The sequence below is a fragment of the Pararhizobium capsulatum DSM 1112 genome (assembly GCF_030814475.1).
Classification (GTDB): domain Bacteria; phylum Pseudomonadota; class Alphaproteobacteria; order Rhizobiales; family Rhizobiaceae; genus Pararhizobium; species Pararhizobium capsulatum.
In genome coordinates, this window is the sequence record NZ_JAUSVF010000001.1 from 2285225 (window position 1) to 2300542 (window position 15318).

General features: G+C 59.0%; 14 protein-coding genes. 13 read left to right on the forward strand and 1 reads right to left on the reverse strand.

Annotated elements, in window-relative coordinates:
• The first annotated feature begins 1 nt into the window (after position 1).
• From QO002_RS11185 to QO002_RS11200, 4 genes are all read left to right on the forward strand, one after another.
• The gene (locus QO002_RS11185; protein WP_307229612.1) at positions 2-316 is read left to right on the forward strand and encodes a DUF2849 domain-containing protein; all 315 of its coding nucleotides are present in this window, start codon (positions 2-4) and stop codon (positions 314-316) included.
• 13 nt (positions 317-329) lie between these two features.
• The gene (locus QO002_RS11190; RefSeq protein WP_307229614.1) at positions 330-2003 is read left to right on the forward strand and encodes a nitrite/sulfite reductase; all 1674 of its coding nucleotides are present in this window, start codon (positions 330-332) and stop codon (positions 2001-2003) included.
• A gap of 17 nt (positions 2004-2020) precedes the next feature.
• Positions 2021-2518, forward strand: coding sequence for a DUF934 domain-containing protein (locus QO002_RS11195; RefSeq protein WP_307229616.1), 498 nt, complete (start codon positions 2021-2023; stop codon positions 2516-2518).
• A 139-nt stretch (positions 2519-2657) separates the two neighbouring features.
• Positions 2658-3470, forward strand: a complete 813-nt coding sequence (locus tag QO002_RS11200) for a ferredoxin--NADP reductase (RefSeq protein ID WP_307229617.1) — start codon at positions 2658-2660, stop codon at positions 3468-3470.
• Positions 3471-3542: 72 nt separating this feature from the next.
• Here the strand turns inward: QO002_RS11200 and QO002_RS11205 are convergent, their stop codons facing one another.
• Positions 3543-5792, reverse strand: a complete 2250-nt coding sequence (locus tag QO002_RS11205) for a M10 family metallopeptidase C-terminal domain-containing protein (RefSeq protein ID WP_307229619.1) — start codon at positions 5790-5792, stop codon at positions 3543-3545.
• A 251-nt stretch (positions 5793-6043) separates the two neighbouring features.
• Here QO002_RS11205 and QO002_RS11210 point away from each other — a divergent pair, with 251 nt between their 5' ends.
• The 9 genes from QO002_RS11210 to tnpB all read left to right on the forward strand — a co-directional run bounded on the left by QO002_RS11210 (position 6044) and on the right by tnpB (position 15288).
• Positions 6044-6193 carry a tetratricopeptide repeat protein gene (locus QO002_RS11210; protein WP_307229621.1) on the forward strand — a complete coding sequence of 50 codons (150 nt, stop codon included), beginning with the start codon at positions 6044-6046 and terminating at the stop codon, positions 6191-6193.
• Between the two features lie 176 nt (positions 6194-6369).
• Positions 6370-7659, forward strand: a complete 1290-nt coding sequence (locus QO002_RS11215; protein WP_307229623.1) for a ferredoxin reductase family protein — start codon at positions 6370-6372, stop codon at positions 7657-7659.
• Between the two features lie 26 nt (positions 7660-7685).
• Positions 7686-10946: a c-type cytochrome gene (locus QO002_RS11220; RefSeq protein ID WP_307229625.1), complete on the forward strand. Its 3261-nt coding sequence runs from the start codon at positions 7686-7688 to the stop codon at positions 10944-10946.
• Positions 10947-10960: 14 nt separating this feature from the next.
• Entirely contained in the window at positions 10961-11401 is a 441-nt protein-coding gene (locus QO002_RS11225; RefSeq protein ID WP_307229627.1) for a hypothetical protein, read from the forward strand.
• Positions 11367-11843: an OmpA family protein gene (locus QO002_RS11230; RefSeq protein WP_307229629.1), complete on the forward strand. Its 477-nt coding sequence runs from the start codon at positions 11367-11369 to the stop codon at positions 11841-11843. The genes QO002_RS11225 and QO002_RS11230 overlap by 35 nt, the downstream gene beginning before the upstream one ends.
• Positions 11844-11845: 2 nt before the next feature.
• Positions 11846-13372 (forward strand): caspase family protein, encoded by a 1527-nt coding sequence (locus tag QO002_RS11235; RefSeq protein WP_307229631.1) that lies wholly within the window; start codon positions 11846-11848, stop codon positions 13370-13372.
• On the forward strand, positions 13372-14487 hold the full coding sequence (locus tag QO002_RS11240) for a caspase family protein (RefSeq protein WP_307229633.1): 1116 nt from the start codon (positions 13372-13374) through the stop codon (positions 14485-14487). The genes QO002_RS11235 and QO002_RS11240 overlap by 1 nt, the downstream gene beginning before the upstream one ends.
• Before the next feature lie 73 nt (positions 14488-14560).
• Positions 14561-14947 (forward strand): transposase, encoded by a 387-nt coding sequence (locus QO002_RS11245; RefSeq protein ID WP_307225521.1) that lies wholly within the window; start codon positions 14561-14563, stop codon positions 14945-14947.
• Entirely contained in the window at positions 14944-15288 is a 345-nt protein-coding gene (tnpB, locus tag QO002_RS11250) for an IS66 family insertion sequence element accessory protein TnpB (RefSeq protein WP_037098231.1), read from the forward strand. The genes QO002_RS11245 and tnpB overlap by 4 nt, the downstream gene beginning before the upstream one ends.
• The last annotated feature ends 30 nt before the right edge of the window (positions 15289-15318 follow it).

Below are 15318 nucleotides of genomic sequence, written 5' to 3' on the forward strand. Positions count from 1 at the left end.
CATGGCAGACAAGGTCTTGACCGCAAATCGCCTTTCGGACGGCATCTCCGTCTGGCTCGATGCCGCCGGAAACTGGGTGGAATCGCTGCAGGACGCTTTCGTCGCCCGTCATGCAGAGGCTGTCACGGCGCTGGAAGCCACCGGGAAAACGGCTTTCGCCGATAACAAGGTGGTTGACGTCAATGTCATTGACATCGAAGAGGTCGATGGTGTGTTGCGTCCCTTGCGTCTTCGCGAACGCATCCGTGCCGAAGGCCCGACCATTGACTATGCAACCGGCTACAAGGGTCTGAGCGGCCCGGTCCAGGCGGCTTGAGGAAAAGAGTAAGATGTATCGTTACGATGAATTCGACCACGCCTTTGTCTCTGATCGTGTCGAGCAGTTCCGCGATCAGGTGACACGTCGCCTGTCCGGCGAACTGGCGGAGGATGCCTTCAAGCCGCTGCGGCTGATGAACGGCGTTTATTTGCAGCTGCATGCCTATATGCTGCGCGTTGCCATTCCCTATGGCACGCTGAACAGCCGCCAGATGCGTATGCTGGCCCATATCGCCCGTAAATATGACCGCGGTTATGGCCACTTCACCACACGCCAGAACATCCAGTATAATTGGCCGAGCCTTTCGGACACGCCGGATATCCTGGCCGAGCTGGCGTCTGTTGAGATGCATGCGTTGCAGACGTCGGGCAACTGTATCCGCAACGTCACCGCCGATCATTTTGCCGGTGCTGCGGCCGACGAAGTCGCAGATCCGCGCCCCTATGCGGAAATCCTGCGCCAGTGGTCGTCGGTTCACCCGGAATTTTCGTTCCTGCCGCGCAAGTTCAAGATCGCCGTCACCGGCGCCGAGCGTGACCGAGCAGCTATCCAGGTTCACGATATCGGTCTGCATCTGAAGAAGAACGAGGCCGGTGAAATCGGCTTTGCCGTCTATGTCGGCGGCGGGCAGGGGCGTACCCCGATGATCGCCAAGAAGATCAAGGACTTCCTGCCGGAAGCCGATCTCCTGTCATACACCACGGCCATCATGCGCGTTTACAACCTGCACGGCCGTCGCGACAACAAGTACAAGGCCCGCATCAAGATCCTCGTCCATGAAACCGGCGTCGAGGAGCTGGCCGGTCAGGTCGAGCAGGAGTTCCTGCAGCTCAAGAACACCGAGCTGAAGCTTCCCGAAGCTGACATCCAGGCGATCTCGACCTATTTCGCGTTGCCGGAATTGGCGCAGCGTCCCGAAGGCTGGGCGAACCTCGCGGGCTGGAAGAAGGCGGATGCCGAATTTGCCCGCTGGGTTCACCAGAACGTGCAGCCGCACAAGAACCCCGACTATGGCATGGTAACGATCTCGCTGAAGCCGATCGGCGGCATCCCCGGGGATGCGACCGACGTGCAGATGGACGCGATTGCCGATCTCGCCGAAGAATATGCTTTCGACGAAATCCGCATCAGCCACGAGCAGAACATCATCTTCCCGCATGTGGCGCTGGCCGATCTCGAAGCTGTCTATCGTGGCCTGGTCTCCATCGGTCTTGCAACGGCCAATGCCGGCCTGATCACCGATATCATTGCCTGTCCCGGGCTGGACTACTGCGCGCTTGCCAATGCGCGCTCCATTCCCCTGTCGCAGGAAATCTCGACGCGCTTCGGCGATCCCGAGCGTCAGGCCAATATCGGTGAGCTGAAGATCAAGATTTCGGGCTGCATCAATGCCTGCGGCCACCACCATGTCGGCCATATCGGCCTGCTGGGCGTGGAGAAGAAGGGTGCCGAACTTTACCAGATCACGCTCGGTGGTTCTGGCGACGAGAACACCTCGATAGGCGAAATTATTGGCCGTGGCTTTGAACCGGAGAAGGTAACGGATGCGATCGAGACGATTGTCGAGACCTATCTCGGCCTGCGTCTCGATGCCGGCGAAAAATTCCTCGATGCCTATCGCCGCGTTGGCCCGCAACCCTTCAAGGAGGCGCTGTACGGCAATGGCGCACAGGCAGCCGCCTAAGGCGCAAGGACAGTATGATGACGAAAATCTGGAAAGAAACCGGTTTCGTGACGGACGACCCGTGGGTCGTGGAAACGGAAGAGACCAAGGCGGGTTCGAATGAAAAGGCGATCCTTGGCGTGGATGCCTTCATAGAGAAGGCGCAGGCCGGAGAAAGCGGGTTGGGCGTGCTCATCAACCCGGCAGACGATGTTTTGAGCCTGCAGCCGTTTCTGGAGCAAATCTCGCTGGTTGCCGTGGTGTTTCCGGCGTTCAATGACGGCCGCGCTTTCAGCCATGCGTCGCTTCTGCGTTCGCGCCTTGGCTTTCACAAGGAAATTCGGGCTGTCGGTGATGTGCTGATCGACCAGGTGCCGCATATGCTGCGCTGTGGCATCGACAGCTTCGCCGTGACCAACGCTACGGCGTTGAAGCGCCTCTCCGAAGGTCGGCTGCCGGGCATCGAAAACCATTATCAGCCGACGGCACGCTCATCGACCGATGCCAAGTCCTACAGCTGGCGTCGGGTCTCCTGAGACCCGCGACAGTCTGAAGCATACGAGAATGCCCGAAAACCGGCTATAATTGGAACGGAATTGCTTCCATTCCGGCTGTGTTTGGAATATCCGCAGAACCTGAATACCGAAGTCACCATTTACAGGACATGATGCCAAGATGAATGCTCCGGCCATGCTCGAAGAATTTGTGGTTCCCACGCCTGCCGGCGTGTTTGCGGAAACCGTGACGAGTGTCACCCATTATACGGATCGGCTCTTCCGCTTCCGCATGACGCGGCCTGCCGAGTTCCGTTTCCGTTCGGGCGAATTTGCCATGATCGGCCTGATGGTCGAGGGCAAGCCGGTTTACCGCGCCTATTCGATCGCAAGCCCGTCTTGGGACGAAGAACTTGAATTCTTCTCGATCAAGGTGCCGGATGGCCCGCTGACATCGCATCTGCAGAAGATCAAGGTTGGTGATCAGGTGCTGCTGCGCAAGAAGCCAACGGGCACGCTCGTTCTCGACGCGTTGACGCCCGGTAAGCGTCTCTACATGTTCTCGACCGGCACCGGCATCGCGCCCTTCGCGAGCCTGATCCGCGATCCCGACGTGTATGAAAAATACGATGAGGTCATCCTCACCCATACGACCCGCGACGTCGCAGAGCTGAAGTATGGCTTCGATCTCATCGACGAGATCCGCAGTCACGAATTCCTGTCGGAAATCGTCGGCGACAAGCTCCGCCACTATGCAACTGTGACCCGCGAGGATTATCCGTTTAAGGGCCGTATCACCAACCTGATCCGCGACGGAAAGTTCTTCTCCGATCTCAAACTTCCGGCCTTCGACCCCGCGGTCGACCGCGGCATGATCTGCGGTTCCACGGAGATGCTGAAGGAAACCAAGGAATTGCTGGAAGCCGCGGGCCTCAACGAGGGGGCCAACAGCAAGCCTGCCGAGTTCGTCATCGAGCGCGCTTTCGTCGGCTGATCGCTCGATTGCTTACCAAACAAAAAGGGCGGCTCGCTTGGGCCGCCCTTTTTGTTTGTGTTTCGCACTTTCTCAGAGCACGAAATAGCCCTTCTGGAAGGTGATCGCGTCGTACAGATAGATGGCAAAATCGGCAATCTTGTCGCCATTGGTGTCACCGGATACGAGCGTCTTGCCGTTTGAGAGGACGCTGCGCAGTTGGCCGATAGTGCCCGAGAAAACATCCTTGCCGATATAGCTGAAGGCCTGATCGCCTTTGCTTTGGGAATTGGCGTCGATCCCTGACAGACCTATCCGGTCACCATCCGCATAAACAAAATCATAGATCGTATCTCGCCCGGATGCGGCCACGGTCGATTGCGTTGCCGAAGTGAAGACGAACGTATCCGCGCCCGAGCCGCCATAGAGCTTGTCCGCGCCAAGGCCGCCGGTCAGGGTGTCGTTTCCAGAATCGCCGTTCAGAATGTCGTTTCCGGATTCCCCGAAAAGCTTGTCATTCGCCGCTCCACCGGAAAGTGTGTTGGCGCCGCCGTTTCCAGAAAGCGTGTCGGAATACTTCGAGCCGAGCAGGTTCTCGATCGAGGAGTATGTGTCTCCGCTGGCCTCACCTGTATTGCTTGACGAGGCGGTGAGGCTGGCAAGCACGGCGGCAGTCGCATCGGCGTAAGACGCGGTGTCAGTGCCACCGCCACCGGAGAGCGCATCGGCACCGCCGCGACCGTTCAGAAAATCGTTGCCGTCATTGCCGCCCAGGCTGTTGGCACTGGCGTTTCCGGAGAGCGTATCGCTGTAGTGCGTGCCATAAAGATTTTCGATCGAGGAATAGGTATCGCCTTTGGCTTCCCCTGCATTCTTCGACGGTGTCGCCAGATCGGCGACAAGGGAACCGGTTGCACTGGAGTAGGTGGCGGTATCCGTCCCGCTTCCGCCGTTCAGCTTGTCCGCGCCGGTACCACCGTTCAGGGTATCGTTGCCTCCATTCCCAAGTAGGGCGTCATCGCCAACACCGCCGGTCAACCGGTTGACTGCGTCGTCGCCAGCGAGATTGTCGGCATAGTTCGTGCCCTGAAGGTTTTCGATGGACGAATAGGTGTCGCCCTTGGCATCGTTGCTGTTCGAAGAAGGTGACAAGAGGTTGGCGATGATCCCCTTGCTGGAACCTATATAGGAAGCTGTATCCGTTCCGGACCCGCCCATCAATTTGTCCGATCCAGCTCCGCCCACGAGATAGTCGTCGCCGCTATCGCCATTCAGCGTGTCGTTGCCGCCATTGCCGTAAAGCCTGTTGGTCACCTGGTTGCCGGTAATGGTATCGGCGCCGGAGCCACCCTTGACGTTTTCGATCAGCGACTGGGTGTTGCCATGGTAGAGCAGGGCATTGAAGATGTTGCCACTCGCATATCCGTTGTTCGGACCGCCGCCGAGATAGGCAAGTTGGGTGTCGTCGAAAGCGGAATATTTCCCAGGCCGAAGATCGACATTGAGAGATGTTTTGTAGGCGGTGAGATCGAACGTGTCTTCACCGCCGCCATCCCACAGAGTTGCAAAAATGCGATTGTCGCCCGCCTCGATCGCGACCTGGCCATTGACCATGGTATCGCCGCTCCCGGGCATCCACTTGTAGGTGGTGCTGCCGCTTTGGGTGGAGTAGTCGGCGCCATACATATGCTGAAGCGCGGCGATATCAGCCATCATATAGGTCTGCGGTGCACCGAAGCTCTCATACTCGTAACCGTCGCCGCCGATATAGCCGCTATAGGTCATGACGGAGTATTCAACGGAGTTATAGGCGGCCGGCAACACTTCGCCGCCAGTGGCTTCGTGACCATGTTTCAAGCCCAGTGCATGGCCCAGCTCGTGCAACATCGTATGCCAGGCGTAGTTGCCCGCGACTGGTGTGCGATAATCGTTTGAAGTTCCCGCATATTGGGTGCTGAACCAGACGTCGCCGGCTTCCGCATATTCGGCCGGAAAGTAGGCATAGGCTGTCGGGCTGGCCGCATCGGATTGAGCAAGACGAATATTTGCCGTCGAGGTTGTTCCGGCCGAGGAGCCTATGTTGGTGAAACCTTCGACGGAAAAGCCGTCATTTGCGCTTGTGCCATACGACTGCTCCAGCGCGAAAAGCGCGGCATTTTCCTGGTCGGTCGATACGTCGCCGAAATTGTTGTCGGCCTCACCGCTGTATGTGTAGCTCGACTTGCTTGTCGGGAACGCATAGGTGATGTTCGCTCCGCTCCAGGCCGAACCAGACAAAATGCCATTGATGAGATTGGTGTTGGCACCCGCAATCAACTTGGTTTGCTTGCTAGTTCCAGTCATCACATTACGTTGTATGAAGGTGCTGTCTGGCACCTGGAAGTCTGGCCCGATGGCGAACGCTTGCGCGGCTGGCTCGTCGGCGTTTTAACAACAGGAGCTTTCGGGAAAATAAAGGTGCCGACTAAATGTTGAATTTTTGGCGCGATACCGCCGGCACAATCTTGACTGCGGGGGTTCTATTGGTGATTCCTGTGGCTTTTCTTTGTCCCGCGGGGGCTTCTGGAAGCAACCCACCGGGTACCGGTGGCATCATGACTCCGGCGCCGGATGGTGAAGTTGCCATCCGCAAGGAATACGAGGGTACCGTGCGGCATGGCACACGCGAAGCCTTCGAGCTCTTCATTCGCCGTCATCCGGAGCATCCACTTGCCGACGAAGCACGGGCCTGGCTAGCACGCTGAAGCTCCGTCTCAAGCCGAAGACGTCCTTCAGTACGGTAGAATTAGCGGATGTCTAATATTTAAGCAAAGCCAAATGCTTGCGGGTCCAGAATAAAGTCCCGCATTGATCCGTCATGCGGCGATAGCGGTTGACGGCGGCTGTGTTGCTTGCCAGTCTTGCCGCAGGGGAAACGGTCGTGAACGGCGGGAATCGGAGGGTGCACGGCGTGACGGTGGGAACGTTTCTTGTATGGCTGCTGATTGGCTTTGCAGGGCTGCTCGCAGTGCCGGCCGTCAGCCACACCAATGCGGAAACGACCTTTTCTCTCATGGCCTCATCCATGGCCTTTACGGGCATGGCTATCGCTCAGTTCCTTGCGACCCGGCCGCCGCTCATGGAGTACCTTTTCGGTGGCCTGGACCGCATCTACCGAACACACCGCACCATCGGCATCACCGTTCTGCTGCTGATCCTGGTCCATTATTTCGTGACCCCGAACTTCAAGGGGCTGGCGCTGACCAGCAGCTTGAACGACCTCGCAAAGGAGGCCGGTACCTACGCCTTTTATGGTTTCGTCATTCTTCTTCTGCTCAGCATCGTCAAGACGATCCCGCGCACCCGTGTCGAATTTCCCTACCATCTCTGGCGCTGGACGCACCGGTTGGTCGGCATTCTCTTCATCCTCGTCGCTTTCCACCAAACCTTCATCAAACGGCCCTATGACGGCACGGCGATGCTCGCGACCTATCTCAATGTCTTCGCGATGCTCGGGACGGCAAGCTATCTCTATACCCAGCTTCTGCCGTGGATCAGGCGGAGACGCTATGAGGTCTTCGATATCGAGCGCCACGAGGGAGCGACGATCGTTTCGGCGCGTCCACTGGGGTGGCGACTGAAGGCCCGGCCGGGCCAGTTCGGTTTCTTTAGCGTCAAAAAGAAGGGGCTTCGGGAACCGCATCCCTTTACGATCGCGGGATTGGATGATGATGGCGTTGTCCGTTTCGCGATTAAGCCGCTCGGAGATTTTACGCGTGCGCTGAGGGAAGGGCTGACAGTTGGCGACCGGTTGACGCTGGAAGGGGGCTATGGCCGCTTCAATCACCGTCGTGGCGGCAACAAGCAGATCTGGCTTGCGGGCGGCATCGGCGTGACGCCGTTTCTGGCGATGGCAAGCCGGTTGAAGGGCGACGAGGGCCAGGATATCCAGATGGTCTATTGCGTGCGCGACAAAAACGAGGCGATCGGCCTTGAAACCTTCCAGTCACAAGCGGAAAAACTCGCCAATTTCAATTTCCTACTGCATGATTCAAAAACGGACGGACGGTTGGATGCCGAACGTCTTGCGGCGACAAGCGGGATCGATCCGGGTGAGGCGGACCTGTGGTTCTGCGGGCCACCCGCCTTGCGAAAGGCAATCGAAAGCGGTTTGCGGGTAATGGGCAAGAAGCCAAAACGCGTCGAGTTCGAGCGGTTCGAGTTCAGGTGAACGAAGCCATGGGCGGGAGAGAGACGATGGACGACATCGGCCAGAAGGTGAAAGCGGGCGGCAGGAGTGTGCCGATGTCCCAATTTGCCGCCGCCATCGGTTTTGCGCTGGCGCTCGGTATGAGCCTTCTCTGTCCGGTGGAGGCCGTTGCGCGCGATCCTTTCAGCACGAATGCTTATGCCACCTACAAGCCGAGCCTCGACAACGGCAAATACCTCTTCAATGCCGCCGGCTGTGGCGCCTGCCATGGATCAGGTGAAAATACCGAGCTGCTTTCTGGCGGCTTGGAGATGCCGACGGCGATCGGAACTTTTTTTGCGCCCAATATCTCGCCCCATGCCAATGGTATCGGTGGATGGTCGAATGCGAGGTTCCTGAACGCTGTAATGCTCGGCGTGGACGAGGAAGGCAACAATCTCTATCCGGTGATGCCGTATACGTCCTATGGCGGCATGAAGCCCGAGGATGTGCTCGACATCAAAGCCTATATCGACACGTTGGAAGCCTCGGATGCCACTTCCAAAGAGCACGAAATCTCCTTCCCCTTCAGCCGGCAGACGACGATCACTCTGTGGAAGCGCAGCCATTTCAACGTGCCCGAATACCAGTCGCGTGAGGAAACCCAGATGGAGCGTGGGCGCTATCTGGTGGAAAATGTTGGCGGCTGCGGCGATTGCCATACGCCGCGCACGACGACTTATGGACTGGACATGGAGCATGCCTATGAAGGCGAGAAGGGACTGACCGGGGCTGTGGCGCCGGATATCACCAAGGCGCGCATGGGAGGGCTGGCCTCGCCGGAGGTCTTTACTGTCGGCTTTATTGACGAGGGCAAGAAGCTCTCCGGTTCGCCGCTGAGCGACCCCGTCATGCGTCGGCTGGCGCATGGGCTCTCGGTCCTTACGGAAAAGGATCGCACGGCCATCTACGCCTTTCTGGCGGATCGCGAGGTCACCCCCCCGCAGCCGGTGCAGCAATCGGCGACAGCCGTCTGCAAGGAAAGCACGCCGGCAGTGGCTCTGGAGGGGGGCAATGCGGCTCTCGCAACAGCGGCCGATGCCTTCATCGGCAAATACTGCCGCAATTGTCATGGCCCTGGCGAAAGTGCCCAGGGCAGTTATCCGGCTGGCGAGCTGACTTCAATTGCCGCCGACCCCGCTTTCGTGACACCCGGCGATGCTTCCAGGTCGCGTCTCTTTACCTCCGTCACCAGCGGCCGCATGCCGCTCGGTAAACGTCCGACGGCCGAGGAGGTGAAGAGCCTGGAGGACTGGATCAATTCCCTGAACACATCCAACCTGCCGCAAACAGCCGCCGCAAAGCCGGCGCGTACCCGTCCCATGCTTGCCTATGGTGGTTTTATCGAGGCTGCGTTGAAAGATGTCTCCACGGTCAATCCGCTCGATCGCCCGTTCATCCGTTATTTTTCCTATCGCAACCAGTATAACGGCATGATGGGCTGCGAGGAGGAAAAGACCTTCATGAAGCGGATGCCGACGCTCGCCGGCGGCTTCAAGAAACTCCTCAACTCGCTCTCCTACGGGCCTGAGCTGGTGCTGCCGCACGAAGTGGAGGGCACGAACGGCCTGCTGGTGCGGGTCGATCTGCGCGATCTCCGATGGTCGGACGATGATTACAAATTTCTGGTGAAGGAGTATTTTTACGGCGTTGATCCGGCAAGCAATGCCTCGCTTCTGGCGCTTTCCAAGGAAACTGACAGCGTATTGCCGATCATGCGCATCGACTGGTTCATGGCCAATGCAGCAAAGCCCCGGATCTACAACCAGCTGATGAAACTGCCGCCTGATATCCGCGATCTGGAGCAACGCTTCAAGATCGATGTCGATGATAATATCCGGCAGCTGCGTGTGCTGCGCGCGGGTTTTGCCGACGGATCATCCGGTGTTTCCGACCACAACCGTATGCTCGAGCGGCATGAAATGCCCTTTGGCGGTTATTACTGGAAATCCTATGATTTCGGCGGCGATGTCGGTCGTCAGGTTTTGAAACGCTTTCCGCACGGACCGAAGAGGCTGGAGCCGCTGGATACGGGTCTGACCTCCTTCGAGCATGACGGTGGCGAGATGATCTTCTCGCTGCCGAACGGGCTGCAAGGCTATTATCTCTCGACATCAGCCGGAAAGCAGCTCGATGTCGGACCGACGACGATCGTTTCCTTCCGCAAACGGCCGATCGGCAAGGGCGTCGAGATCGTCAATGCACGCTCCTGCTTCGATTGCCATGCCAACGGCATCCTGTCGAAGCGTGACCAACTGCGGGAGCATATCCGGACATCGACCTTGTTCGACCGCGACCAGAAGGACCTTCTGCTGAAGCTTTATGTTTCGCAGGAAGACCTGGATGGGGCTTATAGCAAGGACCGTCAGCGCTTCGTCGATGCGCTGGTAAAACTCGGTGTGACGCAACCGACGCCCGATGGCAGCGCCGAGAGCATGCAGGCGCCGGGCAGTGCCGAACTGGTTACCTACTTTGCCGACAAGTATGAAGACGAACTCGATTTCGAGGCAATGGCCTCCGAATTCGACATGACGCCGGCCGAATTTTCACGCGCTGTTCAGCAGGTGACGGACAACGACACCCTGCGGCTGGCGCTCGACTGGGTGACGACGCTGGAAGCCGGCGGCACGATCCCGCGCGCGGAGCTTGAACAGCAATATGCCAACCTGGTGCATCCGCTCATGCAGCTGAAGCCACTCGATACGGCCACCGTCAATTTGTCGGATGCCTATCTCCTTGCAGCCAATCCAGAGGCAACAACGACACAAGCAATCGTCAAACCGGGGACATTGGTGGCTGCGATACCGGCGTATCGGCAGGAGGAAACGAAGACCGAAGACAAGCTGGAACTTGCATTGCACGTCGCGTCAACGACGGCGAAGGTCGGCGATCAGCTCTCCTTCGAGCTGAGTTCCAACAAGACCTGCGAGCTGCAGGTTCTCTATGTCGAGGAAGCTGGCAATGTCGAGGTGATCCCGGATGCGATGATCGGCAATACCACGCTTGGGGTTGGTGAACGCAAGCTCATACCCCAACCCGGTACCGGCAATCTCACTTTCGACAGTCCAGCGCCGGCCGAAACCATGATCGCCTTCTGCCGCGCTGGTGGCTTGGGAGATCAGAAGCTGACTGCAGAACGGGCGCGCCAGCTGGTCGAACAATCGCATCTGCCGCCCACGCGTGGCCTCGCCATCAATCTTGCGAAGAAGGCAGAGGATGATCATGGCCTAAGCGGGCTGCAGGTCGTCACCTTCGAGATCAGGCCGTAGGGGAAGGGCGCTGGATGAATTTGAAGCTGATGGGATTGGCTTTTCTGTTGGGAATTTCGACGACGGCCGCCCATGCCGCCTGCAATGCCTTGACCGACGTTGCAGGGGCCACGAATTCCGGTGACGAGGCGGTCGCAAAACACCTAGCTGCAGACGGCGATAAGGCTGGCTGCAACAGCGACGATCTTGCGCTGATCGACAGGATCGCTGCGCTTGCCACGTTCAATCGCATTGTGTCTGCCGTCGGTGCCGGGGCAAACCTTGATGGTTTTGAAAGCGAGCTTCAGGGTGTCATCACGGAAACCGCCGCTCCGTGGCAGGTGCTTGATGCGCTTGGCGATATCAACCGCGATCGCAGAAATTACGAGGCGGCGGCGCGCTACTACCAGATGGCGCTGGAAGACAGCGACAACCGACTGGATGGCGCCGGATGCCGACTATATCGCCCGCCTTGATCGCATGGCGACGGAGATGCGGCTTGCCGCGCCAAGGCCGGTGAAGCTCGCCATGCGCGGCGCCTGCAAGGTCAGCTATCGCGGCGTCTCGCTGAAGAAGAAGGCGACGCCGGTGCGCTACGTCTTCGGCACCGCCGAATTTACGCCGGAGGGGATAGAATCGGCGAAAGACCTGTCGCAGTGCCTGAAGTCGGTGAAACCTGCCGCCATCACCCTCATCGGGCACGCCGATCCTATCGGCACGGCCGCCGCGAACCGGACGCTTTCAGTCGCGCGTGCGAAGGCCCTGGCAAATTACCTGGTCGCGGAAGGATACCAAGGCGCATGGCAGGTCGTGGGGAAGGGTGAGGACGATCCCTTCAAGCCGGATGACGCCAGCGCCTATGACGAGGAGACACTGAACCAGTTGAATCGCCGCGTCGAAGTCGATCTGGAGCAATGAAGATGGTGCGCGGTGTTTTGCTCTCGGCCTTGCTGTTGGTCTCCACGTCGCAGATGGCGCTTTCGGCGACCCGCGCTCTTGTCATCGGCATCGATGCCTATCCGCATGAGGTGAGCCTCGAAGGCGCGGTCAAGGATGCGCAGGATGTGGCAGCCGCGTTGCAGGGGGCGGGCGTAACGCAGTTGCTGACCTCCTATGATGCGCAGGCGCGCAAGGATGATATCCGGGCAGCCTGGGTCGATCTCGTGGCAGGCTCGGCCGAAGGCGATACGATTATTCTTACCTATGCCGGGCATGGTTCGCAAATGCCGGAGCTGGTGGCGGGTGACGAAGAGGATGGCCTCGACGAGTTCCTTCAATTGCCGGGTTTCGACAGGGCACGGGCAGAGGAAACCAAGCGCGAGATCATCGTCGACAATGAGCTGAATGCCTGGTTCTCCGAAGCCGAAGCCAAGGGTGTGCGGGTTCTCTTCGTCTCCGACAGCTGCCATTCCGGTGGCATGAGCCGCTCCTTCAGCGGCAAGACGCGGCTGGCCCCCGCGGTCACCGTGAAGCTCTCACCTCCTTCGCAGGAAGCCGAGAGCGGCGCAAAAATTCGCGAGGCCGATTTCCGCGAGGTGACCGTGCTTGCGGCATCGCTCGAAAGTCAGCCATCGCCGGAGGTAATCATCGAAGGCGAGCCGCGCGGTGCGCTCAGCTGGAGCTTTGCGCGCGCGGTCGAAGGTGCTGCCGATCGCGATGGCGATGGCAGGATCTCGCGCATCGAGCTTGAAGACTATGTTTTTGCCAATGTGAAGCATCAGTCAGAGGCGTTGCAAGTTCCCAACTTCACGCCGCAACTGCCGCGCTCAGTCGATGAAGTCATGCTGCCGATCGGCGAAGCCGGTGCCGGAATGGCTTGGGGACAGGCTGGAAAGACGGCGGCGGAACTCGGATGGCAGGACAAACTGGCACTCGATGCGGGCGGTGCCGACCTATCACTTCAGCATGTCGGCGGCGCGGGTGTCCCCTATCGCTGGGATGTTGACAGCGGTGTCTTCTACACGCCCAACGGCGATGTCGCCGGCGAGCATGTCGATGACAAGACCGTCCAGGGCGTGGTCGACAAGTTCGTGCTGCTCGATTTCCTGAAAATTCTCGCCAGCCGCAATCCGGGTTCGGTCTCGCTTTCACCCGTAAAGGACATCTATGCCAAGGGCGACCGCATCGCCTTCGAGGCGCCGGCCAGCCACTATCGCAATATGATCGTCTTCAATCTCGCCAATACGGGCGAGGTGCAGTTGCTTGACGTGCAGCAGGAGGGAACGGAGAGCCATGTGTTCAAGCTCACCGACCTTGAGGTCGTGGAACCCTTTGGCGCCGATCATCTGGTGGTGATTTCTACAAACGAGCCGATCGATGCGATTGCTGCCCTTCTCGCTCGGAAGAATGTGGACGCCGCAAGCCTGTTGCAGCTGCTGCTCTCGCGGCTGGATGGCAAGGAGACGGCCGTCGCGATCCAGCCGCTCTATACCAGGGAAAAGCTGTGATGCGCTTTTGGGTGCCAGTTGCCGCCTTGGTCGTGGCCGTCCTTTGCTCTAGCTCCCCGGCTTTCGCGAAAGATCGTGCATTGGTGATCGGCATCGGCACCTATGAAAACCTCCCTGAGGACATGCTTCTCCATGGGCCGAAGAACGACGTCAAGGCGATTGCGGGCCTGCTGACCAACACACTTGGCTTCAAGCCCGAGTCCATCCGGACTTTGACCGACCAGCAGGCAACAAAGGCGGCGATGCTGTCTTCGATCAAGGAATGGCTGGTCGACGGGACGAAAGCTGGTGATCGCGTCTTCCTTTATTTCTCCGGGCACGGCCTGCAGGTGAAGGACGAGAGCGGCGACGAGGAAGACGGGATGGACGAGGCGATCTCGACCTATGACCTCAAGGCGGGTGACGATGACTGGACCAACGTCATCCTCGACGACGAACTGGAGCCGTTGGTGGCCCGGATGAAGGGCAGGGCGGTGACTGTCGTCATCGACGCCTGCCATTCCGGCACGATTTCCCGGTCTCTCTCGCCGCAGGCTGCGGCTGGTTTGAAGGGTGCGCGGTTCCTTCCACGGCCGTTCGCCACAGCGCGCAAACTCGTCACGCGCGGCCTGCGCATCGATCTTGGCGTGGTGGATAAGCCTGTACCGCTGGTGGAGGCGGGGGTGACGATATGGAGTGCCGCGGCACCCTATCAGGTCGCCTGGGACGACGTGCGGCTGCCGATCGAGGACCGTCATGGAGTCTTCACAGCCGCATTTATCGAGGGATATCAACCGAAGACATCGGATGCCAATGCCAACGGCCTCACCAGCAATGCGGAGTTGCTGGACTATGTGACGAAACAATCCAAGGATTACTGCGCCTCGCAGGAGGCCTGCGACGATATCGATCCGCAGCTTGAAGCGATGCCGGAGGTGTTGGGTGCTGCCGTGGTCAAGCCGGATCTCGTCGTTGAAACGCCTGCCGAAACCACACCGGTAGAAACGCAACCTGTTGAGGTCGAAACGGCTGCATACGAAGAGGTGAAGCCGGAACCAGCGGCTCTCCCGGTCTACATCGCCTCAAACCCGCTTGATGGCGTGGGTGATATTCTTGGCCGCGGCGATACAGGGTAAGCGCGCAGGCGACCCCACGTAGCGGGGGGGCGTAAAATGGCTCATTTTCGGCATGAATCATGCGGAGAATCCTATGAGCGACAGTGTGAATCAGGCTCGTGCCTTTGAGGTTTTGACAGCGACACCGGTACGGTCGAGACGTAAGCCGCGCGATTGGCCGGATGACGAGAAGGCGCGGCTGATTGCCGAGACGTTTCTGCCGGGGGCGAATGTCTCGGCTATCGCACGCGCTGCAGGACTGGATGCTTCGCAGCTTTACGGCTGGCGTCGCAAGGCATTGGCCTCGGGATCGGTGGTGCCCCTTTCGAAAGAGGCTAATGAAAGGGTTAGTTTCGCGCGCGTCGAAGCTGTTGCAAGTTCACCGGTGGAGATCGTCATGGGTGACGTCGTGGTGCGCGTTGCCGGAGATATCGAGCCGGATCATCTTGCCAAGATCCTACGGGCGGTGCGCAGGGCATGATTGCGTCTGGCGTTGTCGTTTACGTCTCCTGCCAACCGGTCGACTTTCGCAAGGGAGCGGCTTCGTTGATGGCTTTGGTCAGGGATGGCGGTCTAGATCCTTTCAATAGCGCCCTTTACGTGTTCCGTTCCAAACGGAAGGACCGTGTCCGGATCGTGTGGTGGGATGGCAGCGGGGTCTGTCTCTATTCGAAAGTTATCGAAGGAAATGGCTTTTGCTGGCCGGCAGCGACGGCGGCGCGCATCCGTCTGGATCATGCCCAGCTCATGGCCCTACTGGCCGGAATGGATTGGAAGAAGATCCGCCCGGCGACAATCAGGAGGCCGCTTTCGACGGGTTGAACCCATCCAAAAAATCTCACGCATGTTACT